22 protein-coding genes are annotated in these 26,551 nt (G+C 72.4%); 10 read left to right on the plus strand and 12 right to left on the minus strand.

All coding sequences use genetic code 11. From position 1 onward, the window contains the following. Positions 1–118: 118 nt before the first annotated feature. The 9 genes from Pen02_RS37635 to Pen02_RS37675 form a co-directional block, all read right to left on the minus strand. Positions 119–1,978, minus strand: a complete 1,860-nt coding sequence (locus Pen02_RS37635; protein WP_239141935.1) for a discoidin domain-containing protein — start codon at positions 1,976–1,978, stop codon at positions 119–121. A 96-nt stretch (positions 1,979–2,074) separates the two neighbouring features. Beyond that, positions 2,075–3,040 (minus strand): substrate-binding domain-containing protein, encoded by a 966-nt coding sequence (locus Pen02_RS37640; protein WP_203870981.1) that lies wholly within the window; start codon positions 3,038–3,040, stop codon positions 2,075–2,077. 86 nt (positions 3,041–3,126) lie between these two features. Further along, positions 3,127–4,122: an ABC transporter permease gene (locus Pen02_RS37645; protein ID WP_203870982.1), complete on the minus strand. Its 996-nt coding sequence runs from the start codon at positions 4,120–4,122 to the stop codon at positions 3,127–3,129. A gap of 43 nt (positions 4,123–4,165) precedes the next feature. Beyond that, entirely contained in the window at positions 4,166–5,725 is a 1,560-nt protein-coding gene (locus tag Pen02_RS37650) for a sugar ABC transporter ATP-binding protein (RefSeq protein ID WP_203870983.1), read from the minus strand. Further along, the gene (locus tag Pen02_RS37655) at positions 5,722–7,125 is read right to left on the minus strand and encodes an aldehyde dehydrogenase family protein (RefSeq protein WP_203870984.1); all 1,404 of its coding nucleotides are present in this window, start codon (positions 7,123–7,125) and stop codon (positions 5,722–5,724) included. Before Pen02_RS37655 ends, Pen02_RS37650 begins: the two co-directional genes overlap by 4 nt. Positions 7,126–7,444: 319 nt before the next feature. Next, positions 7,445–7,924, minus strand: coding sequence for a hypothetical protein (locus tag Pen02_RS37660; RefSeq protein ID WP_203870999.1), 480 nt, complete (start codon positions 7,922–7,924; stop codon positions 7,445–7,447). 62 nt (positions 7,925–7,986) lie between these two features. Then, on the minus strand, positions 7,987–9,408 hold the full coding sequence (locus Pen02_RS37665) for a glycosyltransferase 87 family protein (protein WP_239141936.1): 1,422 nt from the start codon (positions 9,406–9,408) through the stop codon (positions 7,987–7,989). Then, on the minus strand, positions 9,405–10,853 hold the full coding sequence (gene mptB, locus Pen02_RS37670; RefSeq protein WP_203870985.1) for a polyprenol phosphomannose-dependent alpha 1,6 mannosyltransferase MptB: 1,449 nt from the start codon (positions 10,851–10,853) through the stop codon (positions 9,405–9,407). The genes Pen02_RS37665 and mptB overlap by 4 nt, the downstream gene beginning before the upstream one ends. Positions 10,854–11,112: 259 nt before the next feature. Then, entirely contained in the window at positions 11,113–11,934 is an 822-nt protein-coding gene (locus Pen02_RS37675) for an MBL fold metallo-hydrolase (protein WP_239141937.1), read from the minus strand. Between the two features lies 1 nt (position 11,935). On the opposite strand from Pen02_RS37675, the gene Pen02_RS37680 reads away from it, so the two are divergent. Continuing rightward, a complete protein-coding gene (locus Pen02_RS37680) occupies positions 11,936–12,877 on the plus strand; it encodes a threonine/serine dehydratase (protein WP_203870986.1) in 942 nt (313 codons plus the stop codon). A gap of 127 nt (positions 12,878–13,004) precedes the next feature. Here the strand turns inward: Pen02_RS37680 and Pen02_RS37685 are convergent, their stop codons facing one another. After that, complete coding sequence (locus tag Pen02_RS37685) at positions 13,005–13,934, minus strand: DUF72 domain-containing protein (RefSeq protein ID WP_203870987.1); 930 nt, start codon at positions 13,932–13,934, stop codon at positions 13,005–13,007. 516 nt (positions 13,935–14,450) lie between these two features. On the opposite strand from Pen02_RS37685, the gene Pen02_RS37690 reads away from it, so the two are divergent. The 8 genes from Pen02_RS37690 to Pen02_RS37725 all read left to right on the plus strand — a co-directional run bounded on the left by Pen02_RS37690 (position 14,451) and on the right by Pen02_RS37725 (position 24,086). Next, positions 14,451–15,041 (plus strand): TetR/AcrR family transcriptional regulator, encoded by a 591-nt coding sequence (locus Pen02_RS37690; protein WP_203870988.1) that lies wholly within the window; start codon positions 14,451–14,453, stop codon positions 15,039–15,041. Between the two features lie 233 nt (positions 15,042–15,274). Then, the gene (locus Pen02_RS37695) at positions 15,275–16,744 is read left to right on the plus strand and encodes a YibE/F family protein (protein WP_203870989.1); all 1,470 of its coding nucleotides are present in this window, start codon (positions 15,275–15,277) and stop codon (positions 16,742–16,744) included. 130 nt (positions 16,745–16,874) lie between these two features. After that, positions 16,875–18,827 (plus strand): family 43 glycosylhydrolase, encoded by a 1,953-nt coding sequence (locus Pen02_RS37700; protein ID WP_203870990.1) that lies wholly within the window; start codon positions 16,875–16,877, stop codon positions 18,825–18,827. A gap of 140 nt (positions 18,828–18,967) precedes the next feature. Further along, complete coding sequence (locus Pen02_RS37705) at positions 18,968–19,426, plus strand: VOC family protein (RefSeq protein WP_203870991.1); 459 nt, start codon at positions 18,968–18,970, stop codon at positions 19,424–19,426. A gap of 208 nt (positions 19,427–19,634) precedes the next feature. After that, on the plus strand, positions 19,635–20,429 hold the full coding sequence (locus tag Pen02_RS37710; RefSeq protein WP_203870992.1) for a hypothetical protein: 795 nt from the start codon (positions 19,635–19,637) through the stop codon (positions 20,427–20,429). A 179-nt stretch (positions 20,430–20,608) separates the two neighbouring features. After that, complete coding sequence (locus tag Pen02_RS37715) at positions 20,609–21,490, plus strand: hypothetical protein (RefSeq protein ID WP_203870993.1); 882 nt, start codon at positions 20,609–20,611, stop codon at positions 21,488–21,490. 231 nt (positions 21,491–21,721) lie between these two features. Further along, positions 21,722–21,871 (plus strand): ricin-type beta-trefoil lectin domain protein, encoded by a 150-nt coding sequence (locus Pen02_RS37720; RefSeq protein WP_203870994.1) that lies wholly within the window; start codon positions 21,722–21,724, stop codon positions 21,869–21,871. 196 nt (positions 21,872–22,067) lie between these two features. Further along, complete coding sequence (locus tag Pen02_RS37725) at positions 22,068–24,086, plus strand: LVIVD repeat-containing protein (RefSeq protein WP_239141938.1); 2,019 nt, start codon at positions 22,068–22,070, stop codon at positions 24,084–24,086. A 166-nt stretch (positions 24,087–24,252) separates the two neighbouring features. Here Pen02_RS37725 and Pen02_RS37730 read toward each other — a convergent pair whose 3' ends face one another. Both Pen02_RS37730 and Pen02_RS37735 read right to left on the minus strand, forming a co-directional pair. Further along, the gene (locus Pen02_RS37730; protein WP_203870995.1) at positions 24,253–24,954 is read right to left on the minus strand and encodes a DUF305 domain-containing protein; all 702 of its coding nucleotides are present in this window, start codon (positions 24,952–24,954) and stop codon (positions 24,253–24,255) included. 91 nt (positions 24,955–25,045) lie between these two features. Next, a complete protein-coding gene (locus tag Pen02_RS37735; RefSeq protein ID WP_203870996.1) occupies positions 25,046–25,393 on the minus strand; it encodes a hypothetical protein in 348 nt (115 codons plus the stop codon). Between the two features lie 241 nt (positions 25,394–25,634). Between Pen02_RS37735 and Pen02_RS37740 the strand changes: the two genes are divergently transcribed. Beyond that, positions 25,635–26,551: hypothetical protein (locus tag Pen02_RS37740; RefSeq protein ID WP_203870997.1), on the plus strand; the 917-nt coding region annotated here is incomplete at its 3' end.

The raw sequence follows: 26,551 nt of genomic DNA on the forward strand, positions 1-26,551 counted from the left end.
GCACCATCAACCTCGCCAACTGGGCCACCGAACGCGGCTACTCCGCATAACGCACACCGCACACGAGAGGGCCAGCCCCGAGATCGGGGGCTGGCCCTCTCGCCGTCTCCGGACCAGGTCAGCTCGGATAGACCTCCAGCTCGAAGATCCGGGCCGCCCGGTCGCTGTCACTCGTCGGGTTGAGCACGTTCAGCCGGACGTACCGGGCTGTTCGTGGCGTCACCGGGTGCGTGGTGACGTCGGCGGTGTTGCCCCGGGGCGAGGCGACCGTCGTCCAGGTGTTGCCGTCGGTGCTGACCTGGAGGTCGAAGTCCCGGGTGTTCCAGGCCGGCTTCTCACCGCCGGCCCCGGAGTGCCGGACCACGAACCGCCCGACCTGCCGGTCGGCCTGGAGGTCGACCCGCAGCCACTTGTTGGTGCCGAGCGAGCACCACTTGTCGGAGTTGCCGCCGGTCCAGCTTCCGTTCACCGCCTTCGCCGGTGCCTCGGCCGCCGCGCACTGGCTGTCCGCGCTGGCCGGCCGGTTCAGCGCCAGGTTGTTGGCCGGCGGCTGCTGCTCCGGCTCGTACAGTCGGATGTCGGTGAGGCTGGCGCTGCCCTCGTACACGTTGGTGTAGAGGTCGCCGATGACGAACCAGTCCGGGTACGCCGAGCCGGCCGGCCACTGGTTCGGCCAGGTGGTGGAGCCGTTGTAGTCGTTCTGCACCAGGTTGCCGTTGAACCGGCCGTCGTACTCGCCCGGCTGGGTGTTGTAGTGCCAGATCGGGGCGTTGCCGACCACGAACGGGCGGTGGAACCGGATCGTCCTGCGGCCGGCCCGGGCGAAGTTGCCGCTCGCCTCCAGTACGTAGCCGGTGGCGTCCCGCTCGATCGCGAAGGTGTAGAACTCGTTCGGCATCAGCTCGGGCTGGAGTTCGGCCGCCGACGAGAGCTGCTGTTCGGCGACGCCGCCGGAGCAGGTGGTCATGAACCACTGGGAGTTGCCGGCGAGCCCGCCCCGGCCCGGGGTCCAGTTCGGCATCCCGCTGATCCACATGTTCACCGTGTTGAAGCTGCTGTCCCGGTAGTTGTAGTAGGTGTTGGTGTTCGCGTCGCAGACCCGGCCGCCGGTGCCGGAGCCGACCCGGTCTGGGTGCTGGGAGAACGAGTCCATCAGCACCTTGCGCCGGTAGTGCCAGAAGTGGTTGTTCCGGGGTGCCGGGTTGGCGAAGTCGACGATCGACAGGAAGTGGAAGCCGTTGTAGCCGTACGGGCCGCGCCGGACGTCCTGCCACTCGCAGTACGGCGCCGAGGCGTCACCGGACCAGCCCGGGCTGTCCGAGCCCTCGCCCCACGGGTGCTGGGTCTTGCAGCCGGTGGTGCTGTAGCCGTTCTCCCGGCCGCCGTACGTGATGCTGCCGTTGCGCTTGCCGCCGAAGTCGAGCGTCTTCAGCTTGTACTCGATCCGGTAGCGGTTCGGAAGTTGCCGGGTCGGCCGGAGGATCGCCCCGCCGGTGTGGTCCGGCACGTTCAGCCGGGCCACGTGTTCGGCGCCGAGGGCCTGGGTGCTGATCGACGGCGGGGCCTCGATGACGCCGTCGTTGTTCCAGTCCCGGGCCGACAGCGAGGCGGTGAGCCAGCCGTCCCGGCCGACCGGGAACTCCTTGCGGTAGGTCGAGAACGAGTTGAACGCGGTGTTCCAGGCCGGACCGTAGTCGTTCCGGTACCACTGCCCGGCGTCGTCCATGATCGTGTCGAACGGTTGGGCGTAGTTCTCGCGTACCCATGGTGCGTTGGCCCCGCCCAGCGGGGTGCTGAAGTTCTCGTCGTACCGCAACGTCCAGCCCGGCCGGGTCGGATCGTCGGCGGCCCGCGCGGCCGTGCTGGTGGCGGTGGTGGCGGTGGTGGTGGCTCCGGCCGGTGCGGTGCCGGCGGCGGCCGGGGACGCGGTCGCCGCCGGCGTCGCCGTGACGAGCGCGACCAGGGTCGCGGTCGCCACGGTCCAGACCGATCTGCGGGTACCGTGAGCAAGCTTTCCGTGCATTGGGGGGACGCCCTTCACTCGACGGGTAAGGGTGGGGTCACGCCGCTGCCGTCAGAACTCGCCGTCCTTCAGGAACTGCGCCGCGTTGTCCTTGGTGACCCGGGGCGAGTCGACGACGGTGTCCTTGTCCACCGAGGCGCCGCCGAGGATCTCGACCGCCCGGTCCAGGCCCATGCTGCCGATGATGTCGGCGTCGTTCAGGCCGGTGACCAGGTAGTTGGTGCCGTCCAGGATCGCCTTCAATGCCTCGGCCTGGCCGTCGACTCCGGCGATGACGATCTGCTGTGCCTTGCCGGCGTCGGCCACGGCGCGCTGCGCGCCGAGACACATCGCGTCGTTCTCGCAGAACACCGCCTTCAGGTCGGCGTTCGTGGCGAGCAGGCTCTCCATCACGGTCAGCCCGCCGTCGGAACTCCAGCCGCCGAAGTCCGGCGCCTCGACCAGGACGATCCCGGGCTTGCCCTGCAACGCCGCCTTGACGCCGTTGGTCCGGGCCAGCCCGATGCTGTTGTCCGCCGGGCCGCCCTTGATGATGCCGACCTTGCCGCCCGAGGCGAGCCGCTGGGCCAGGAACTCGCCGTTCTGCCGGCCGATCGCCTCGTTGTCCGGCCCGATCCAGCTCGTGTACTCGCCGGTGGCGAACTTCCGGTCCACCAGTACCACCGGCTTGCCGGCCGCCTTGATCGAGTTCAGTACGGCCGGCGCCGACTCCAGCGGTCCGCCGGAGATGATGATCGCGTCGACGTTCTTGCTGAGCAGGTCCTCGACGTTGGCCGCCAGCTTCGCCGCGTCGCCGTTCGCGTCGGTGCTGACGATCTCGACGTTGCCCTTCTTCGCCGCCTGGGCCGCGATGGCCTTGTCCATGCCGCTGAAGTACGGGCCGCCGAGGGTGAAGTTGGCGACGCCGACGGTGTAGGAGCCGTCGTCGCCCGAGCCGCCGTCGTCGCCCGAGCAGGCCGCCATGCCGGTGGCGAGCGCGCCGACGAGTAACAATCCGGTGAGCCGCTTCGCATTCATCTGCCGGTTCTCCATCCTGTGGTGGGGTGGGACCGACCGGCCCGGGTCAGGCGCCGGTCGGCGGAACGGTCCCGACGCCGGGCAGCTCAGGCCCGGGGCCGGCTCGCACGTTGCACTCCGATGACCACGACGATGACGACGCCCTTGAGTACCTGCTGCCAGAAGCTCTGCACGTCGTAGAGGTTGAGCAGGTTGTTGATCAGCACCAGGATCAGGACGCCGCCGAGGGTGCCCCGGGCGGTGCCCCGGCCGCCGGCCAGGCTCGCCCCGCCGATCACGCACGCGGCGATGGCGTCCAACTCGAAGGCGACGCCGACGCTCGGTTGGGCGATGCCGACCCGGCTGGCCAGGATCACCCCGGCCAGGCCCGCGCAGGCACCACTGATCGCGTACGCCAGCACCACGTGCCGGCGTACGTTGATGCCGGCCAGCCGTACCGTCTCGGCGTTGCCGCCGATCGCGATGATCGACCGCCCGGCCGGGGTACGGCTGAGGAACAGCCCGCCGGCCAGGAAGACCAGCGCCATGATCACGGTGGTCAGCGGGATCGGCCCGAGCATCGCCGAGCCGAGCCAGAAGAAGTCCGGGTGCTCCGGCGCGATCGGCACCTCGGAGTAGACGAAGGCCAGCCCTCGGATGGTGGTCAGCGCGGCCAGGGTGACCACGAACGGCGCCAGCTCGAACCGGGCCACCAGGATGCCGTTGACCAGCCCGAAGGCGATCCCGCTGGCGATGCCGACGGCCATCGCCAGCGGCAGTGGCAGCCCCGACACGAGACCTGCGGTGACGATGCCGGCGAAGGCCACCACCGAGCCGACCGACAGGTCGATGCCGCCGGTGAGGATCACCACCAGCATGCCGAAGGCCAGCAGACCGGTGGTGACCATCTGCTTGAGCAGGTTGGTGAGGTTGGTCTGGGTGAGGAAGGCGTCCGAGGTCAGCGCCGCCACCGCCAGGGCCAGCACCACCAGGGTGAGGAACCCGGTCTCGACGGTCACCGGCCGGCCGGCGACGGTCAGCCGGTTGCGCCGGCCCGGCTCGACGGCCGGTTCCGGCCCGGCGTCGGTGAGCTGACCCGTCATCCGACCCGTCCAATCGAGGTCATCCGGCCCGTCGCGGTCGAGGTCATCCGGCCCGTCCAATCGAATAGCCGAGGACCTCGTCCTCGGTGGTGTGCTCGGCGTCGAGGTCGGCGGTGATCCGGCCCTCCCGCATCACCAGCACCCGGTCGGTGGCGCCGAGCACCTCGGTCAGGTCCGAGGAGATCAGCAGCACGGCGAGGCCGTCCCGGGCGAGGTCGTCGACCATCTGGTAGATGCTCATCCGGGTCGCCATGTCGACGCCCCGGGTCGGCTCGTCCAGGATCAGCACCCGGGGACCGGCGAGCAGCCACTTGGCCAGTACGGCCTTCTGCTGGTTGCCGCCGCTGAGCCGGACCACCGGCATGGTCGCGCAGTGCGCCGGGCGGATGTCCAGCCGGGCGATCAGGTCGTCGACGGCGCGGCGGTGCCGGGGTACGTCGAGCAGCCCGGCCCGGGTCGTCGAATACAACGTGGTCAGGCCGATGTTGTCGCGTACCGTCAGCTCCGGCACCAGGCCGGTGCGCTTGCGGTCCTCGGTGACCAGGGCGAGCCCGGCGGTGATCGCCTGGGTCGGGCTCCGGAAGGTGGTCGCCCCGGTCCGTCCACTCTGCTCCGTGTCGGACCCGGACTCGGTGCCGACCCGGACCTCGCCGGTCGAGGCCGGCTCGGCGCCGAAGACACACCGGGCCAGTTCGCTGCGGCCGGAGCCGACCAGGCCGAACATCCCGACGATCTCGCCGGCCCGGACCGTGAACGAGACGTCGGTGAACTCGCCCGGCCGGGACAGCCCGGTGACCCGCAGCCGTGGCTCGCCGAACCCGGTCCGTCGGGCCGGATAGATCCGCTCCAGCCGCCGGCCGGCCATCAGCCGGATCAGCTCGTCCTCGCTGGTCCGGGCGGGCTCGGTCGTCGTCACCACCCGGCCGTCCTTGATCACCACGATCGAGGTGGCCAGGTCGAGCACCTCGGCCAGCCGGTGCGACACGTAGATCACCAGCACGCCACGGTCGCGCAGCCGGCGGATCAGCCCGAACAGCGAGTCCAGGTCGGTGCCGGCCAACACCGCCGAGGGCTCGTCGAGCACGAGTACCCGGGGCTCGCTGACCAGTGCCTTCGCGATCTCGACCATCTGCTGCCGGGCCACCGTCAACCGGCCGGCGATCGCCCTCGGGTGCACGGCACCGAACCCGATCTCGGCCAGCAGCCGGCCGGCCTTCGCGTGCGCGGCCGGCCAGTCGATCAGCCCGGTGCGGCGCCGGGGAAAGTTGCCGAGCAGCAGGTTCTCGGTCACGGTCAGCTCGGGTACCAGGGTGAGCTCCTGGTAGACGGTCCGGATGCCGAGGTCGTGCGCGTCGTGCGGCGAGCGGGGCTCGACCCGGGCGCCGTCCAGCCACATCTCGCCGCCGCTCATCGGCAGCGCACCGGCCAGGATCTTGATCAGGGTGGACTTGCCGGCGCCGTTCGCCCCGACGACCGCGACCACCTCACCGGGCCGGCCGACCAGGTCCACCCCGTGCAGCACGGGTACGCCGCCGAACTCCTTGCGTACGCCGCGCAGCTCCAGGACGTTGCCCGCCCGCGGTGACCCGGCAGCGACGGTCACCCGAACGCCTCCATCACCACGATGGTCTTCTGCCGGGTCAGCTCGGACAGGGTGTCGTGCAGCCCCTCGCGATGGCCGCCGGTGTCCTTGGTGCCGCCGAACGGCAGGTTCTCGGCGCGCAGCGCGGTCGAGCCGTTCACCACCACCCCGCCGACGTCGAGTTGCCGGGCGATGGTGAACGCCCGGGAGATGTCCCGGGTGAAGACGGCGGCCTGGAGCCCGTACGGCGACTCGTTGGCCATCCGGACCGCGTCGGCCGGCTCGGCGAACCTGGCCACCGGAGCGACCGGCCCGAAGATCTCCTCCGCGAACGCCGGGCTCTGCGCCGGCACGTCGACAAGTACCGCCGGGTCGAGGAAGGCGCCCCGGCGGGTGCCGCCGGCCGCGAGCCGGGCTCCGTCGGCGACCAGCCGGCCGACGGCCGCCTCGACCCGTTCGGCGGCGGACTCGGCGATCAGCGGTCCGACGTCGGTCGACTCCAACAGTTGGTCCCCGACGGCGAGCTTCGCGGTCTGGGCCAGCAGTGCCGAGACGAAGTCGTCGTGCACCGGGTCCTGCACGTAGACCCGCTTGACCGCACAGCAGATCTGCCCGTTGCCCCGGGCCAGCCGGCCGAGCACGACCGCCCGGGCCGCCGCCTCGACGTCGGCGTCGGCGCAGACGATCAGCGCGTCGTTGCCGCCGAGTTCCAGCAGCACCTTCTTCAGCGTTCCGGCGCCCCGGCGGGCGATCTCCCGGCCCGCCTCGGTACTGCCGGTCAGGCTGATCGCGGCGATCCCCGGCGACTCGGCCAGCGCCTGCGAGACCTGCACGCCGCCAGGCACGAGCTGGTGTGCGTGCCGGGGTACGCCGGCCGCCTCGACCAGTTCGGCGATCCGGACCAGGGCCAGCGGGCAGCGGGCCGGCGGCTGGACCAGTACGGCGTTGCCGGCGGCGAGCGCGGCGGCGGCCTTGTGCGCGTACAGCTCGACGGGGTAGTTGAACGGGACCAGCGCGGCGACCACGCCGATCGGCTCGCGTACGGTCACCGCCAGGTGCCGCTCCAACCCCGGTACGGCGTCCAGCGGGGTCTGCCGGCCGAAGATCCTGGTCGCCTCGGCGGCGAAGCCACGGAAGATCCGGATCGCCGCCTCGACCTCCGCCCGGGTCTGCGGCAGCGGCTTGCCGTTCTCGGCGGCGAGCAGCCGGGCCAGTTCGGACTGCTCCCGCTCGATCGAGTCGGCGATCCGGCCGAGCAGGGCGGCCCGCTCGTGTGCGGGTGTCGCCGCCATCGCGGCCTGGCCGAGCTGTGCGGACGCGATCGCCTCGGCCAGCCGTTCCGGGCTGGTGGACTCGACCTCGCCGAGCAGTTCGCCCGTGCCGGGGTTGTGGACGGAAATGACCGAGCCCGATGCCGACATGTGCTCCGCTCCAACGAATCGAGGCAGCCCAGGGGAAAGTTTCGTCGGAGAGCCGGGGACTTTCTGTGTCTTCTTCTAAAGTTCCGGCTCCCCGATCGAATGTTCACAGGCCCTCAGGGAGTTCGTCAATACGTTGGATCAATTCCGTCCCACCCTGCGGACGGCCGACTCCGCCGACCGCCCGACGCGGCCGATCGTCCGTCCACATCGGAATCGAAAGGTCCCGCCGTCGTAGCCGCTGGTCACCCCGGCGCCGGACCCGGGCGGGCGGTGGGCCCGCCGTCGGGACGGTGACCGGTCGAACCGCCCGACCTGATCCTCACGAACCGGCAGTCGACTCGGCGTCGGCCAACTGGGCCCCGACCCGTTCGACGGCCTCCCGGATCATCCGGCCGTACGGGTCGTCGCCGAGCAGCGCCAGGTGCTCCCGGGCCAGCGCCAGATGCTTCCTGGCCAGCTCCGGCCGGCCCAGCTTGCGGTAGTCCTCGGCCAGGTTGAGCTGCAACGACGGCCGGAACGCCGCGACCTGGAAGCTGGCGTTCTCCCGCCGGGCCCGCTCGTCGGTAAGCGAGTCGGCGGCCTCCAGCGCGCGCAGGTCCCAGCGGAGTTCCTCGGCCAGATCGTCCTGGAGGTCGGCGAGGTAGTGCGCCAGCGTGCACCGGTGCATCGGATCACCGTCCGGGCCGATCAGCCCCCACAACTCGGTCAACCGCTCCCGCGCCGCCCCGGTACGCCCGGCCTGTCCCCACTCGACCGCCGCCATGATGCTCGTCATCATCTCGTCGGTGTGCTGCTCCATCGTCCACTCCCCTGCGTCGACCAGTTCCGCCGCCGATGCTGGAGCCTCGACGAGGTCGAGGGTCAACCGACGACGGCACCGCCTCGGTCGAGGCGCCCGGAGGAGGCGATCGCCGCGGGCCGGTCTGTCGCCGCTCGGCGTCCGGTCGGCAGGAATCCCAGCATGGCCAGGGCGAGCAGGACGTAACCGTTCGAGCCGAGGAACCCGACGATTCCGCTGTGGTCCGTCGCCCACAACCACACGACGCTGCCGCAGAGCAGCAGGTAGGCGATGATCCACCAGCCCCACCTCCGGCGGCCGGCCCTGCCGCCTCGGTGCGCCGGGCCGCTGACCTCGGATGCGGGAACATCACCTGAGAACCCCGGGACGCTGGCCTCGGACACGAGGGCGTCGTCCGAAGACGTGAGGCCGCCGGCCGGGGACGCCGATCCGGTTGCCGGCCTTCGGGACGCCGTCCCGGCGGGGCGGTCGAGCAGGGCGGAGTCGGCGAGGACCACCAGCGCGGGTACCAGCCAGACCAGGTGGTGCACCCAGGTCACCGGGCTGACCAGACAGGCGGCGACGCCGGTCAGGGCGAATCCGGCCCGGTCGTCGCCGCAGCGGACCGCCTGCCGGGCCCGGTGCGCCCACACCACCAGCACCACCCCGACCAGCACGATCCAGACGAGCCGGTCCGGATGCTCCGGGTTCCACCGCGCCACCGCGCCCAGCAGTGACTGGTTCGAGACGTAGTCCAGCGCACCGACCCGGCCGGTGTCCCAGAGCGCCCGCCCGAAGTACTCCCGACTGGCCTCCGGGGCGACCAGCCAGGCCAGCAGGGTCGCCGTCGCCACCGTGGCCGTCGCGGTGGCCGCCGCCCGCCAGCGCCGGGTTACCAGCAGATAGCCGATGAAGATCGCCGGGGTGAGTTTGATCGCGGCGGCCAGGCCACTGCCGATGCCGGCCAGCCGGTGTCCACGGCCGAGCAGCCACACGTCGGCGTAGACCAGCGCCAGCAACACCAGGTTGACCTGGCCGAAGCTGACCGTGTCGCGGACCGGTCCGAGCATCGCGAACAGGCACGCGGCGAGCGCGAAGCCGAACCCCCGCCGCCAGCCCTCCCGCCGGGCGATCGGGTCGACCAGCAGCCACAGCACCAGCGCGGCGGCCAGCGCGGTGAGGGCGACGTTGAGCGCGATCGTCGGGTACCAGCCCAGCCACGCCATCGGCAGCATGCACAGCGCCGCGAACGGCGGATAGGTGAACCCGTAGTCGGTGCCGGGCCGGACGTAGTCGTAGAGCGGGCCACGATCGTGCAGCCAGTGGTTCACCGCCCCGTGGTAGACGCCGATGTCGAACCAGCCCCGGTGCCCCGGCAGCAGGGCGATGGCGAGCGCGATGGCCCCGGCCAGCCCGACGATCAGGCCCACCCGGGCGTACGTCCCGGACGGTCTGGGCAGTAGCGGACCGGGGCGACGTGCGGGCTGCCCCGACAAGCGCGTCATCGCGGCGTTCCGCCCAGCGCCCTGCCGACCCAGGCCGGACCGGTCAGCACTGTCGGCAGCGCGTTCGTCGCCAGCCAGAAACAGCCGACCGCGACAACTCCGAGCGCCACCCCCGTCGCGGCGAGGGCGAGCTGGGCCAGATCCGGCCCGAACCCGCTGGGCAGGGTCAGGAAGGCCACCCCGGCGGCGGCCACGGACGCGAGTGGGCGTACCGGCCCGTCGGGTGCGGCGGCGGCGATCAGGACCAGACCCCAGAGCAGGTACCAGGGCCGGGTGGCCGGGCCGAGCACCGCCACCGCCGCCAGGACCAGCCCCAACGCGTACGTCGCGCCGAGCCGGCGCCGCTGCCACCAGACGATCGCCGTACTGCCGAGCACGGCGAGCACGCCGCCCCAGAGCCAGAACCGCATCGGCGCGTCCCCGAGGTCGAACCCGACCGCCTGGCCGAGCCGGTCCGACGCCCGGCCGAGGGCGCTCGACACCGACCAACTGTGCTTGTGGATCGGCGACCGGAGTGCGGCGATCCAGCCGTACCCGAGACCGGTGGCGGTGGTGACCGCGACCGCCGTCAGCCCCGCCAGCCCGGCGGTACGCAGCGTCGCCGACCCGAGCCCCCGGTACGGCCGGGCCAGCGCCACCACCACCAGCAGCCCTGCCGCCGCCGGCGCCTTGACCAGCGCGGCCAGCGTCACCAGTACCGTGGCCAGCGCGAAGTGGCGCTCGAAGGCGAGGCAGAGGCCGGCCACCAGCAGCCCGAGCATCACCGCCTCGTTGTGTGCCCCCGCGACCAGGTGCAGCGGCACCAACGGGTTCAGCACACCCAGCCACACCGCCGCGCCCGGCTCGACCCCGGTGTGCCGGGCCAGCCGGGGCAGGAAGACCGCCAGCAGGCCGACGCCGACCAGGGCCACCAGGCGCATCCCGAACACCCCGGCCGCCGCGTCGGTACCGGCCGGCCCGGCGACCAGCGCCGACAGGCCGAGGAACACCGGCCCGTACGGTGCCGGCGTGTGCTGCCACATCTGCGGTACCTCGGCGGCGAACCGCCCGCCGAGCTGCGCCACCCCGTGCTGGTAGACGTCGGCGCCGCCGAGCACCATCGCACCCTGGGCGAGGTAGCTGTAGACGTCGCGGCTGAACAGCGGCGGGCCGAGCAGCAGCGGACCGGCCCAGAGCGCGAGGGTGGTCACCAGGCTGCGGACGTCGGTGCCGCCCGGCCGCCGGATCTCGCGTCCCGCCCACCACCACGCGGCCACCAGCATGGTGAGCCCGAGATAGCCGCAGAGCAGGGCCGCGTCCGGATGGTGCCGCCAGTCGCTGCGCCACAGCGCCGCCCCGGTCTGGTCCACCGGTAGCGCACCGACGGCCAGTCCGGCGCACGCCAGGATCGTCGCCCCGGCCGTGCCCAGGACGCGGTAGGCGATCACCGCGGGCAGTCTCAGCACCCCGGAAGGATTCCTGTGCCACGTAACCGCGACACGACGGCCCGATGATGCCCCGGTGGCCTACGGGTGCACGCGGACACGCGCCGCCAGCCGGGATCGGCGGGTGGTCGGGCCGAGACCAGGCGCCGACCCCGGACCGGGGTGCTCAAGCGGTGGTGAGCTGCCGGGCCCGGACCACGGTGGTCAGGCCGTGGTGAGCTGCCGGGCGCGGGTCAGGGTGGTCAGGCCCTGATCTGCTCCCGGGCTCGGGCCAGGGTGGTCAGGCCCCGATCTGCTCCCGGGCGCGGGCCAGGGTGGTCGGCTCGCCGTGGCTGTCGACGTACCACTCGTAGTCGTCGTCGAGCAGGTCGCGCAGCATCGCCAGGTCGAGGCCGTCGTCGGGGCCACGCAGGTGTGCCGGTGGCGGATAGAAGCAGTCGCCGAGCAGGGCGACCCCGGCGTCCGGGACGTACACGACGGTCGAGTCGGCGGCGTGCCCACCGCCGACGTGCCGGAGCAGCACGCCGGTCGGCAGGGTCAGTTCGTCGGTGAAGGTGCGGGTCGGCGGCAGTACGGTGAAGTCGTCCCAGCCCGCCATCGCCAGCGCCCGGGCCCGGAAGCTCGGACCGAGTCGCGGGTTTGCCCGCACCTGGTCGCGCAGGTAGCGGTGGCTCCACGGCCGGGCCGCCTCCTGCCGGAGCAGCTCCCGGCCGGCGACGTGCCCGACTATCTCCACGTCCGGCCAGGCGCAGGCGCCCCAGACGTGGTCCCAGTGGTGGTGGGTGTAGACCAGCCAGCGGGCGGCCGGCAGCCGGGCGGCCCGCATCGCGGCCTGGATCGCCCGGGCGTGCGCGGGGCTGTGCCCGGCGTCGACGACCACGCTGCCCCGCTCGTCGGCGACGACCGCGACCCCGGCCTGGACGTTCGCCGGGTCCGGGTCGCCGGGCGAGATCCAGACCCGGCCGGCGAGCTGCCGGACGGTGATGCCGTCGATGATCGCTCGACCTCCGCAGCCGGGGGCGGGTGGATTGCCCCACACCCTATCCGCGCCGCCGGACACCCGGGGATACCGTACGGCGTAGCTGCTGGGAAGGGACGACACGGTGATCACCCGTACCGATGTGCAGGAGGCGGCGACCCGGATCGCCGGACACGTCCGGACGACCCCGGTGGCCCGGGTCGAGCCGGACCTCGCCGGGCCGGCCGGTGCGCTCTGGCTGAAGCTGGAGTTCCTGCAACACTCCGGGTCGTTCAAGGCCCGGGGCGCGTTCAACCGGCTGCTGGCCGCCGCCGAGCGCGGCGACCTGCCGGCCGCCGGAGTGGTCACCGCGTCCGGCGGCAACGCGGGCGCCGCCGTCGCGTACGCGGCCCGAGCCCTCCGGCTGCCCGCCGAGGTGTACGTGCCGACCACCGCCCCCGCCGTCAAGGTCGACAAACTGCGCCAGCTCGGCGCCACCGTGCTCCGGCACGGCAGCGAGTACGCCGAGGCGTACGACGCGGCGGTCAAGCGGGCCGCCGACACCGGGGCGCTGTTCTGCCACGCCTACGACCAGCCGGAGATCTGCGCCGGTCAGGGCACTCTCGCACTGGAGTTGTTGGCGCAGGTCGGTGAGGTGGACACCGTGCTGGTGGCGGTCGGCGGAGGCGGGCTGATGGCCGGGATCGCCGCCGGGCTGGACGGCCGGGCCCGGGTGGTCGCGGTCGAACCGGAGGGCGCCTCGGCGCTGCACGCCGCACTGGCGGCGGGCGGGCCGGTCGACGTACCGGTCGCCGGGGTCGCCGCCGACTCGCTCGGCGCCCGCCGGGTCGGCGGCATCGCCTACGAGGTCGCCGTGCGGGCCGGGGTACGGAGCGTGCTGGTCAGCGATGCGCAGATCGTCGAGGCCCGACGACTGCTCTGGAGTTCCCACCGGCTCGCCGTCGAGCACGGCACCGCCGCCGCGATGGCCGCACTCAACTCGGGTGCGTACCGGCCGGCGGCCGGAGAGCGCCTCGCCGTGCTGCTCTGCGGCGCCAACACCGACCCCTCCGACCTCGCCGGCTGAACCCGCCACGCCAGCCGAACCGCACGGAGGCACGGACACGTCAGCGGGAGAACGTCGACTTCGCCGCACTGCCGGCCGAATCGACCGCTGGCCGAACCTGCTGCCGGACTGGATCTCCGCTTGCCCGTTAGCGCACCACTCGGAGCGCGGGGCGGCGCCGGGCGGCCCGATTGGGCCAGTCCGCCTCCGGGCCGAGCAGGGCGGCGAGGGTGGCCGCGTCCCGCTGCGCCTGGCCCGCGCAGCAGTTGTTCAGCAGTACGTGCAGCTCGTCGGTCTCGTCGGCGAGGTCCCGCAGCCGCCCCGCCCAGTCGGCCAGCTCGTCGTCGCGGTACGCGTACCGGAACCGCTCCTCCTTGTCGCCGGTCGTCCACTCCGGACTGTGGCCGTGGAACCGCATCACCGCAGGCTCGGCGGTGGCCAGCAGCAGGGGCGGGATCGACGACTCGTGCCCCTGCGGCATGTCGACGCTGACCATCGAGATGTCGTGCCGGGCGAGGAAGCCGACGGTGTCCGGCGCGTTGTCGCCGTCGAACCAGGACGCGTTGCGCAGCTCGACCGCGACCCGCCACGGGCGACAGCGCTCGACGGCGTCGAGGATCCGCCGCTTCGCCGGCTCGCCGTGTGCCAGCCAGGGCGGGAACTGGAACAGGAGTACGCCGAGCTTGCCGGCCCCGGCGATCGGCGCGACCGCCTCCCGGAACCGCTGCCACAGCTCGTCGTAGCTGGCCGCCGGCAGGTCGCGGCGGCGTACCCGACCGGTGTCCCGGCCGTCCGGGCGCAGGTCCCTGGGCAGCGCCGCCACCTCGGCCCCGTGCCCGGTGAACAGCCCGAACGCCTTCACGTTGAAGGTGAAGTCCTCCGGCGTGCGGTCCACCCAGGCCGCCGTTGTCTCCGGCACCGGTACGGCGTAGTAGGTGGTGTCCACTTCGACCAGGCCGAACCGCTCGGCGTAGTACGCGAGCCGCCCGGCCGGGGTGTTGGCCGACCGGGGGTACCAGCCGGACGCGAGCAGCGACCGGTCCGCCCACGAGGACGTGCCCACCTTCAATGTGCCCATGTCCACAGTCTCTCCCCACCGACCACGGTGGTCGAAACCTCCCGACCCGGGACAGACCGGATGCCGTACTGCTCCGAACGGCCGTGGCCGGCGGACCGGCGCGCAGAGCAGACGACGGCCGCCCGCCACCCTGCCAGCGTCCACGAGGTGCCTGACCTGTACGCCCCGGACGGCACCCGACCGAGTACGCCCGGATGGCGCGACATCCGCTGGTCACGACGGTGGAGGTTCCGGATGCCGGACACGACCTGCACGTGGACAGCCCGGACCTGTGGCGGAACGCGCTCGCCGATTTCCTGGACATCTCGCCGCCGTCCTTGGACGTGACGACTCCTCGCCGGACGGGAGGACATGACGCCGAAGTCGGCGCTACCGCCGAACGTGAGGACGGAGGCGGCGACCCGGCGGACGTGAGGACGTGAGATCGGAGCCGGCGACCCGGCGGACGTGACCCGGCCGGTGGCGGCGAAGCGTGTTACCGAGACCGACAGTTCCGACAAATCATATGCTGGTGCGGTGACGACCACCGGCCCCGAGGGCCATCGCCGGGCACACACCGGTCGGCGCCGCAACGAGGAGGCCCGGCAGGCGATCCTCGACGCGGCGCTCCGCCTGCTCACCACCCCGCACGACGGTGGGCTGAACGTCGACCTCATCGCCCGCGAGGCCGGGGTCGGCAAGCAGACGATCTACCGCTGGTGGCAGTCGAAGGGCGCGGTGCTGCTGGAGGCGCTGACCGACTGGAGCGACTCCCTGGTACCGGTCCCGGACACCGGATCGCTTCGGGAGGATCTGTGCACCTTCCTCGCACACACCTTCCGCCGGGCGGGCGAACCGGCCACCTCGGCGGTGCTGCGTACGCTCGCCGCCGAGGCGGCCCGGGACCCCGGCACCGCCGAGCTGTTCCGGCAGTTCACCCAGACCCGTCGGGACGCGCTGCACGCGATCGTCCGACGCGGCCGGGAACGCGGCGAGATCGGCCCGGAGCGGGATCTCGAACTCCTCGTCGACCAGGCGTACGGGCTGTTCTGGTACCGCTTCCTGCTCGGCAACGAGCCGCTCGACCAGGGGGTCGCCGAGCGGCTGACCGACTCGCTCGTCTGCTGATCGAACAGACCCGCACGGACCCGACCTGCGCGAATCCGACCCGCACCGACCCGACCCGCACCGACCCGACCCGCACCGATCCGACCTGCGCGAATCCGACTTGCACGGATCCGACCCGGCATCTCGTCCGGCCGGCGACCGCGTGTCATGCTGGCCCGTCGGGAGGCTCCGGCTGCGATGCTCGGCCGGTGCCCCGCCGACCGCCCCGACCAGGAAGGCCAGCAGTCGAGCCGATGAGTTCCGAACACACGCACAGCCACCTGCCCCACGCCGGCCCGCCCGCCAGCCGCGCGGCGCGACGGCTGAGTCTGGCCCTGCTGATCCCGGTGGCGGTCCTCACCCTCGTCTCGATGGTGCTGTTGTGGCCCCGGGACGCCCCTGCACCGGGTACGGCCGACGGGCCGATCCGGGTGCTCGGCACGGTCGTCGCCGTCCAGTCGGCGCCCTGCCCCGCGCCGCCGGCCGGGGAGGAACTGCCGGCCGGCGCCCCGACGGACTGCGGCACGGTCACCGTCGACCTGACCGAGGGGATCGGGGCCGGCCAGCGGGTCAGCACCGACGTACCGTCCGGGCCCGGGGCGGTCCGGGTGTCCGCCGGGGACGAGGTGGCGCTGCTCTACCTGGAGGAGAGCCCGGAACGGCAGTACTCGATCATCGACCACCAGCGGTCCAACCAGTTGTGGCTGCTCGGCGCGGTGTTCGCGCTCGCGGTGCTCGCCTTCGGCCGGTGGCGCGGCCTGAGCGCGCTGGCCGGGCTCGGCGTCACCTTCGCGGTGCTGCTGATGTTCATCGTGCCGGCCATCCTCGACGGGCGCTCACCGCTGCTGGTCGCCATCGTCGGCGCGGCGGCGATCATGCTCACCGTGCTCTACCTGACCCACGGGTTCAGCATGACCACCACGGTCGCGGTGGCCGGCACGCTGGTCAGCCTCACCATCACCGCGGCCCTCGCGGCGATCGCCACCGCCGCCGCCCACCTCTCCGGGATAGCCGACGAGACCTCGAACTACATCTCCATCACCCAGGGCGAGGTCAACATGCGTGGCCTGCTGCTGGCCGGCATCGTGATCGGCTCCCTCGGGGTACTCGACGACGTCACCGTCACCCAGTCGGCCACGGTCGGCGAACTCGCGCTGGCCAACCCCGGCTACGGCTTCCGACAGCTCTACTCGGCCGCCACCCGGATCGGCCGGGCACACATCGCCTCGGTGATCAACACGATCGTGCTGGCGTACGCCGGAGCCTCGCTACCGCTGATGCTGCTCTTCGCCGCCGACAGCGCCACCCCGATCGGTGAACTGCTCACCAGCCAACTGATCGCCCAGGAACTGGTCCGCAGCGCGGTCGGCACCGTCGGCCTGATCGCCGCCGTGCCGATCACCACCGCCCTGGCGGCCCTGCTCGCCGCGAGGCGCGCCACCGAGGCGGGAGCCGGTCCGCTGCCGCCGGTGCCGGTCACGCCCACCCCGACAACACCCCACACGCCCGGACCGCTGCCGGGCACGCCCGCCCCGGCGTCGGCTCCGCCGGCATCCCACTCGGCGCGGAGCGGCAACGACGGCGCCGCCCGGCGCGACGTCGTGGATCCGGCAGAGCCGGCGTCCACCTCGACCGGGGCCGTACCGCTGCCGGCGCCGGGCGGGACGCCGGAAGTGGATCCCTGGATGGCCTTCGTCGAGCGCCATCCCGACCGGAAACCGTAACCGGACAGCCGCGTCCCGTCGAAGGACGTGACTGGACGCCAGGCCGATGGCGGCGGGCGGTACGGCGTGCCACCGTCGTGGTCACCCGGGTTCGTCCACTGCGGACGGCGGTGTCCGAAGGGAGCGGGGCATGGTGCGCTCGGTCGACCGCGTCCGCTGGCGTCAGCCAGGCAAGCAGCACCCGCCCGTCGCGGCAACGCACGGATCCGGACGGGCGACCGCCCGACGTCCGGCGCTCCGGCGGCTGGCGCGTACGACGGCGGTCGGGCTGACCGCCGCGCTCGTCGTGACGCTGGGTTCCGCGACCGCACGGGCCGACACCCTGCGACCGGGTGCACCGCCGCCGCCCGCCCCGGCGGGCCGGCTCGCGGCCGACCCCATCGCGCACGACCCGACGGTCGTCAAGCAGGGCCGCTTCTACTACGCCGTGATCACCGGCGACGCCGCAACCCGCACGTACCTGCCAATCAAGCGCTCGACCGACCTGCTGCACTGGACCGAGCTGGGCACGGTGTTCAGCGCCCCGCCGGCCTGGGTCGTCGCCGAACTGGGCGTGACCCCGGCCGACTTCTGGGCTCCGGACATCAGCTACTTCGACGGGGCGTACCACCTCTACTACGCGGCCTCGTCGTTCGGCACCAACAACTCGGTCATCGGCCTGGCGACGACGAGGACGCTCGATCCGGCCAGTCCGGCGTACGGCTGGGTCGACCACGGCATGGTGATGCGGTCGCGCGGCACCGACACCTTCAACGCCATCGACCCCGACGTGGTCTTCGACGCCGACGGGCAGCCCTGGCTGTCGTTCGGCTCGTTCTGGGACGGCCTGCGGATGCGCCGGATCGACCGGAGCACCGGAATGCCGGCCGACGAGACCCTGCACCACATCGCCTCGCGCGGCGGCGCCTCGATCGAGGGCCCGGCGATCGTCCGCCGGGGCGGCTACTACTACCTCTTCGCCAGCCTCGACTTCTGCTGTCGGGGCGTCGACGCCGACTACCGGACCGTGGTCGGCCGGTCCGCCAGCATCACCGGGCCGTACCTGGACCGGGACGGGGTGCCGCTGCTCGGTGGCGGCGGCACCGACCTGCTGCGCGGCTACAACGAGTTCCGGGGCACCGGCGGCGGGGACGTCTTCGCCGGCCCGGGCGGCGACTGGTTCGCCCACCACTACTACGACACCACCGACGCCGGCCTGCCCAAGCTCTCGGTGCGCCCGATCACCTGGACCGACGGCTGGCCCCGGCTCGGTGACCCACGGTCCGGCAGCACCCGGGTCGGCCACGGCAGTGCCTGGTTCAACCTGGTCAACCGGGCCAGCGGCGCGGCGGTGGGCGTACCGAGCTGCGGGTACGAGGGCGCCGACCTCCGGATCGCCGTACCGTCGGACAGCGCCTGCCAGCAGTGGCGGCCGGAGTACCGGGGTGACGGGCAGGTGAGCCTGCTGAACCGGTCGAGCAACAAGGTCGCCGAGGTCGCCGCGTGCGTGAACGCCGACGGTGCCCGGGTCGCCCTCTGGGGCTGGCTCGGCAACGACTGCCAGCGGTTCCGGCTGGTGCTGACGACGGACGGCTGGACCCGGATCGAGAACCGGCTGGCCGGCCGGGTGCTGGAGGCGGCCGGCTGCGGTGGCGTGGGTACCCCGGTGCAGGTCTGGACCTGGCTGGACAACGACTGCCAGCGGTTCCGCCTCGAACCGGTCGGCGACGTGCTGATCGCCGACGCGGCCGGTGCACGGGTCTGGGGCGTACCCGGATGTTCCGGGCGGACGGCCCGGTCGGGGTCGGGCGGCCGGGTCGTCGCGGACCGGCCCCGGGCCGGGACCTGCCAGCTCTGGCGCTTCGCGCCGACCGAGGATGGCTACTTCCGGATCGTCAACAGGGGCGCCGACCGGCCGCTGGCCGCGACCACCGGCCCGGATGGTCGGGTACGCCTCGAGCTCGGTCTCCGCGACGCTTCCGGTCCGGCCGTCCGGTGGCGGATCGAGGCGCTCGACGGCGAGGGCTACCGGCTGGTCAACGCCGACGGCGTCGTCGCCATCCTGCCCGGCACGCCGGACCGGGTCCTGCTGCTGACGCCCTAGGCGCTGGTCAGCACGGCCGGAGTCGGCGGGTCATGTCTTGGTCGCGGTACCCGTCCGGCGGAGGGTGGAAGCTGGCACCACGGCCGGCTTCCGGCCACCGGGTCGGTACGTTCCGGCCGATCGGTCCGACAGGAGGAAACATGGGCACCGACGAGATCACCGAACGCCCTGACCAGTACCCGTCCCGCCCGGCGGGAGGCGGGGCGACGAGCGTGCGGGTGAAGGCGTTCGACCACCTGGTCCTGACCGTGCGCGACGTGGAGCGGTCCCTGGAGTTCTACTGCGGGACCCTCGGTCTGGCGCCGGTCCGGGTGGACGAGTGGCGGGCGGGCAAGGTCCCGTTCCCCTCGGCACGGATCACCCCGGAGACCATCGTCGACCTGGTACACGGTCAGCGGGGCGAGTCGAACGTCGACCACATCTGCCTGGTGGTGGAGCCGCTGGACTGGGCCGAGGTGATCGAGTCGGGCGTGTTCACCGTGCTGGAGGGGCCGGTCGGCCGGTTCGGCGCGCGCGGCGATGCGATCTCGATCTACGTGTCGGACCCGGACGGCAACACCGTCGAACTTCGCTGGTACCCGGAGGACCGCGCGGCATAGCCGGCACACCGCTCCGTGGCGGTGTGCTGTCGGCGACCCGTCAGATTCGCCCCCGGTGATCCGGCACGAAATCCGGCCGTCCCGGCATCACGTAACTGGTCGACCCGGGTCGCACGTACCACGTGTGACCGGCGCACCGGTCGGCCGTGGCGACGACGGCCGGGCAACTCCCCCGCGCCGTCGCGCCGGAACGGACGGGAGGAGATCGATGACCACGTACGCCCAGTTGCGGGCCGAGTCGTGGTGGGGACGGGAGATCGTCACGCCGGAGGTGGCGTGGCTCGGCACCGAACTCTGCCGCCGCACCGGCCGCCCCAGGGGCGCCTTCGGCAGCAAGGGCGACAACGAACACCTCAGGGGCGCGCACCGCTCCCAGGAGTGGATCCTGAATTCGCGGCACTGCACGGACCGGACGTACACGGTGCAGTCCGGGCTGACCGCGACGCAGCGGCGGCACGTCGCCGGGGTGGACTTCACGCCCGGCTCGGACACCCAGATGATCGCCCAGTGCCGGCGGATCTACGCCGCGGTCCGCGCCGGCCGTCTCGAAGAGGTACGCGAGTTCTTCGGCAACGTCGACGGCGACCGGGTCGTCGACGGCTGGGACAACGTCCGCGACCGCACCGCGTCCAGTACCCGGTCACATCTGTGGCACTGGCACCTGACCCTCGACCGGCGGCACTGTGCCGACCGGTCGCTGATGGAGCGGATCCTCGCGATCGTGCTCGACGACACCCTGGAGGAGGACGACATGCCGCTGACCAATGCCGACGCGAAGCTGGTCGCGCGGGCGGTGGTGAGCCAGAAGCTCGGTTCGTCCGGGCCGACCGTGCAGGTGGCGTTGCAGGAGGCGGCGTCGCTGGACAGCCGACTGACGGCGTTGGAGGCCCAACTCCGGGCCACGGTCGCACCGGTCGACGTCGACGCGCTCGCCGCCGCCCTGAAGCCGCACCTGACGGCGGCTGCGGTAGAGGCGGTCCGCGCGGCACTCAAGGTCGACTGACCGGTACGCCGGGGCCGGGCGGGTACGCCGCACCGGCCCCGGCGGCACCTGCCGGGAGCAGGGCGGTACCGGCCGCCGGGCTGGCTGCGAGGATCCGCACAGGGAACGATATCCTTGGATGCGTTCGGTGCTGCGACAGGCACACCTCCACCGGTCCACCTGCCCGAGGCGGCGATGTCATGGCCAACCTGCTCGACCGGATCGACCGGGCCACCTCCGGCCGCTGCCCCTGCGGCGCCGCCCCCGCCGACGGCTCGGCGTACTGCTCGGACGACTGCCGACCCAGCCACGTCGGCGACGACACCGACACCCGGGAGGCCGGTCACCTGGCCACTCCGATGCGGTGGCGTCCCGACCTGGTCACCGCCGGTCACGACGACGACCTGGTGAGCCTCGGCATCGAGACCTGTTACCAGGGGCCCTACCAGGCCCGGATCTTCGAACGGGCCGACCGACCCGGAAGTTGGCACCTCCGACTCGACGACGGACACCGGTACGTCGGCTGCGACCTCGGCGACGTCGGCCCCGGGCCGGATCCCGTCCCGGCACACCTGGTCGGACGGCTCCGGGACGCCTGGCGCCGGCTCGAACGGGAGCTGACCGACCCGCGCCGCACCGTCCCGTACGCCGGTCCGTGGCAGGCCGCGTTCCCCGCCCCCACCGGACCGTCGGTCGCCGACGCGTTCGGGCCGGCACAGCTCAGCGGTGCCGCGCTGGCACCGTGGCGCCGGCTGTGCCGCCGTTGTGACCGGCACGGTGCGCCGCTGGACGGACGGCGGGGCGACGAGGCGTGCCAACTCTGCGCGCACTGCCGGGCGCCGTTCCCCGGCCCGCCACTGGTCCCGACGCTCCAGTCCCACGGCCGGCACACCGTGCTGAAGCTGAGCTACTTCGCCAACGGCGAGTACTTCACCCGGAGCGCCTTCGTCCCCGGCCGCGACATGATGACCGCCGAGGACCCGGCCGCGCTGTTGCAGTCCGCGTGGGACCGGCTGGAGACCTTTGTGCTGGAGCAGATTCCCCCGGCCCCGGCCGGGCCACCCGGTCCGGCAGCCGGATAGCGCGGTCGGGAAGGCGTTGACCTCGCGCTGGGCCGGGCCGACCGTGGTCAACAGACGGCGTCAACCTCGCGCTGGCCCGGCTGGCCGTGGTCAACGGCACGGGTTGCCTCGTCGTGCAGCATCCCGGGCGACGGCGGCGTCGCGCAGGACGGCTTCGGCGCCACCGGCCTGGCCGAGGAGTTCCGACCGGAACCGGTAAGCACCCCGACGAGCGGGTACCGGATCCATGCCGTGCACAGTGGGCCGTGCGTCGGGGTACCGGGCGGGGCGACCGAGCACTGGGCGTCGGCCCGGCAGGTCGCCTGCGATTTGTCCGAACCGGGGCAGATCTTCGCGTTCGACCCGGGCCCGGACTCCGCGTCGTCGGCCTCCGGCGGCTGACCGGTACCCGACGACCACCGCGCGACGCGCCGACCGACAGATGGTTTTCGCTGGTTGTCGGCGGTTTTCGCGTCCACCGCGAATATGTCCATGATCTTTTCGGGCCGATACACGGTACGGTCCTTACTACCGCGGCGTGCACGCGCCCCGACGCACGTCGCCACCACTTGGGGCACTGTGCACGGAGGACACACGCATGACCTATTGGTCGGATCGCACACCAGGCAGGAGACGCCGGCTCGTCGGCGTGACGGCGGCAGCCGTACTCCTCGTCTCCCTGCTGCCGGGGACGGCATCGGGTCAGGAGCCCGCGCCGGACCCGCGCATCGGTCTCGGCGCCGGATGGCTGGACGCGCAGAGCGCGAGCAGCAACCTCGAACTGCTGGCACACCGGGACAAGCCGGCGGGCTTCGTCAACCCGGCCAACCCGGGTGACTTCGGCTACGCCGGCTCGGATCTCGCGTTCGGCGGCAACCACGCCTTCATGGGCAACTTCAACGGCTTCAACATCTACGACATCTCGCAGCCGGCCAACCCGACGCTGGTCACCAGCGTGGTCTGTCCGGGCGGGCAGGGTGACCTCTCCGTCTACGGCGACCTGCTCTTCATGTCGGTCGAGGAGACCCGGGGCCGCCTCGACTGCGGTACGGACCCGGCGGCGGGCACCCGCTTCCAGGGCGTACGCGTCTTCGACATCAGCGACGTGACGAACCCGGTGCAGGTGGCCGCGGTGCAGACCTGCCGGGGCTCGCACACCCACTCGCTGGTCACCGACCCGGACGACGCCGCGAACGTCTACGTGTACGTCTCCGGCACCGCGGGCGTACGCCCGGCGACCACGATGGCCGGCTGCAACAACACCCCGGCGGCCGGCGAGAACCCGGCCCGGTGGCGGATCGACGTGATCAAGGTGCCGGTGGCCGCCCCCGAGCAGGCGGCGATCGTCAGCGGCCCCCGGCTGTTCGCGAACCCGGAGACCGGCGCGGTCGACGGCCTCCAGAACACCCCGCCCGCGCCGACCCACCCGTCGGGCAGCGGTTGGAGCCCGTCCCCGGTCACCGACGCGTGTCACGACATCACCGCCTACCCGGCACTCGGGCTGGCGGCCGGAGCCTGTGAGGGCAACGGGATCCTGATCGACATCTCCGACCCGCAGAACCCGGTACGCATCGACGAGGTCTCCGACCCGAACTTCGCGTACTGGCACTCGGCCACGCTCAGCAACGACGGCAAGAAGGTCATCTTCACCGACGAGTGGGGCGGCGGCACGGGCGCGCGGTGCCGTACGACGGACCAGCCGCAGTGGGGCGCCAACGCGATCTTCGACATCGTCGACGGGAAGATGCGGTTCGCCAGCTACTACAAGCTGCCGGTGCCGCAGACGCTCCAGGAGAACTGCGTCGCGCACAACGGGTCGCTGATCCCGGTGCCGGGGCGGGACATCCTGGCCCAGGCGTGGTACCAGGGCGGCATCTCGCTGCTGGACTTCACCGACTCGGCGAACCCGCGCGAGATCGGGTACTTCGACCGGGGGCCGATCAGTCCCACGTCCACCCTGCTCGGCGGCTTCTGGTCGGCGTACTGGTACAACGGTCAGGTCTACGGCAGCGAGATCGCCCGCGGTTTCGACGTCTTCGCGCTGAAGCCGAGCCAGCACCTGAGTGCGGCGGAGATCGCCGCCGCGAGCGAGGTGCGGCTGCCCGAGTTCAACGCCCAGCACCAGACCAGGACCACCTGGGCGCCGAGCTTCGCGGTGGCCCGGGCCCGGTTCGACCAGTTGGCCCGGACCTGCACCTCGACCATCTCGAAGCGGCACAACGGGCCGCTGACGGTCACCGGCGTCACCTGCCTGACCGGGGCGACGGTCTCCGGGCCGGTCACCGTCCGGCCGGGTGCCTCGCTGCTCGCCGTCGACTCGACGATCTCGGGGCCGGTCTCGGCGTCGAACGCCGCCGCCGTACACCTCTTCGGAAGCACCGTACGGGGGCCGGTGAGCATCACCGGTACGAAGGGCAGCACCGCGATCGTGGACAGCGAGATCCACGGGCCGGCCGTACTGACCTCGAACCGGACCGGCGCGGTCGAGCCGATCATCGCCGACAGCACGGTACGCGGCCCGCTGAGCTGCACCGGCAACTCCCCGGCGCCGATCAACCTCGGTGCGGCGAACACGGTCAACGGGCCGGTCGCCGGCCAGTGCGCCAGTCTTGACTGACGCGCGGTAGCCACCGCTGACAGTGGGGGGGCGTGTCCGGCCGGAGTACCGGCGGGACACGCCCCCGTCACGTCGATGCCCTGCGCAGGTTCGGGCGGTGACTCAGCTGCCAGCCTTGTCAGCAGTTTCCTGCATGCTGATTCCCCGCGCAGGTGCGGGCAGTAGCTCAGTCGGCCAGCCTGGTCAGCAGTTCCTGCATGCTCCGGATCTCGATCGCCTGGTCGGCGTTGACCTCGCGGGCGAACCGGTCGCTCGCCGGTTCGAGCCCGCCACCCGCCGCGTAGAGCTGCTGCACCATCGTCAGCGCGCCGTTGTGGTGGCGGATCATGAGGTCGAGGAAGAGCCGGTCGAACTCTTCGCCCCGGGTCCCCCGCAACCGGCCCATGTCCTCGGGGGTGAGCATCCCCGGCATCGTCGCGTCATGTCCGGCGTGCTGCGTGTGCGACCCCGGGACCTCCACCCCGCGTTCGGTGAGCCACCGCTCCATCTGGGTGATCTCGTCGCGCTGCGAGGTCTGGATCCGGCCGGCGAGCAGCGACACCTCGGGGCTCTGCGCCCGGTCGGCGACCAGGGCCGTCATCTCCAGCGCCTGCGTGTGGTGCGCGATCATCCGCTGCATGAACTGGGTGTCGGCCGCAGTGTGCGCCGGAGGCGGCGGCAACTTGGACTGCTCGCCCGGGGAGAGGGTACGGCCGGTCTGACCCGGTGCGCCGGGTTGGACGACCCTGGCGGTGGCGGCCGGCCCGGCGGTGTCGGCCGGCTCGTCCGCCCCGCCACCGGCGAACCGGACGAGGGCGAACACGACCGCGCCGAGGGCGACGGTGGCGACCAGCACGGCGATCAGGATGCGGCGATGTGACGAGAACACTATTTGATCACCGTAGCCGACGCCGTACCCGCACAGAAAGACCAGGTCGGGCAGCCGCCGCCGGCCGGACGGCCGTGCCTGGCCGACCGGATCAGCCGAAGCGCCGGGACACCATCCCGTCGGCCAGATCGACCTCGATGACGTCGCGAAAACGCAGATCTGCCCAGAAGTGCGCGGGACCGGGGTCGAGCGCGATCCGGCTGGCCAAGCAGAGAGTCGGAGCCAGTCCGTGCGTACCGACGACGAGGGTGTCGCCCCGCGCGGCGGCGATCTCGGCATGCCGGGCGACGGCGGTGTCGAACCGCAGGGTCCCGCGCGCCAACTCCGGAGCGCCCGTCGGACGCGCCTTCGACCCGTACCCGCCAAGCCCCAACAACCGCCATCGAAGCACGTCGACTCGTATCCGCCGCCGTCCGGAGCGCGATTCGGCCCGGTTCACGGCCGCACCATAAGTTTCCATTATCTGCGGTTCAAGAAACCCGCAGTTCCGCCGACTGGATTTGGTCCGGCAACCGACCGCTCCCTACGGTGTGCGTGCGGCGTACGGACGGCCCGCGCGACACCGACTCGTTTCTCTGTCCTGATCGGGTCGCCTGCCAGCGGAAGACGGTCGTCCGGCACGGTAGCCGGAACCCCCACCGGTCCGAGCCGCAGCGCATGATCTCGGGAGGTTCATACACATGCGACGGTCGCACCACGGTCGCACCTCCACCGATTCCGGCCAGCGCCGCCGCCTCCTCGCCGTGGCCGCCGCCCTCGCCGTGTTCGGTGGCCTGATCGGTGTCACACAGATCTCCAACGCGGAGACCCAGCAAGCCGCCCCCACCTGCAAGCCGACGTCGCCGGCCTCGCCCGGCGGAAGTCCCGGTACCGGCGGCGACGCCGCCGCTCCCGGCGCGACCGCCACCGGTACGCCGCCCGCGTCCGGCGAGGAGTGCGAGGAGCCGGAGGGCGGCGCGACGGCGACGGCGAGCGCGCCGGCGTCTCCCGGCGGGAACCCGCCGGCCGGTGGCGGGCTGAACCCGCTCGGCAAGGACTGCAAGGGCAGCGACCTGCCGGCACACACCGGTTTCCAGGAGGGTGGCCGGTGCGTCTCGACCGCCTTCGGCGAGTTGGGCGCGGCGGCGGAGAATCCCGCGCTGCTGATCAGCGAGGCGCCCCGGAAGGTACGCGCGGGGCAGCCGTTCCGGCTGGTCGTGAGTACCCGCAACCTGGTCCGTGACCGGTTCCTGCCCGCCGCGCGCGGCGGCTACTACCTGGAGTCCTCGGTACTCAACGAGGACGGCCTGGTACGCGGGCACTTCCACACCGCGTGCCGGATGCTCACCAGCACGAGCGAGGCGGCCGACCCGGCTCCGGTGCCGGCGTTCTTCGTCGCGACGGAGGACGGCAAGGGCGGCGCGGAACCGGATTCGGTGATCGTCGAGGTTCCGGGGCTGCCCGCCGGCCTCGCACAGTGCTCGTCGTGGGCCGGTGACGGTTCGCACCGCATCCCGATGATGGTGCGGGCCAACCAGATTCCCGCGCTCGACTCGGTACGCATCTACGTCGAGGCCGCCGAGGAGGAGCCGCCGGCCAACGAGCCCGGCAACGAAGA

The sequence above is a fragment of the Plantactinospora endophytica genome (assembly GCF_016862915.1).
In the GTDB taxonomy this organism is placed as follows: domain Bacteria; phylum Actinomycetota; class Actinomycetes; order Mycobacteriales; family Micromonosporaceae; genus Plantactinospora; species Plantactinospora endophytica.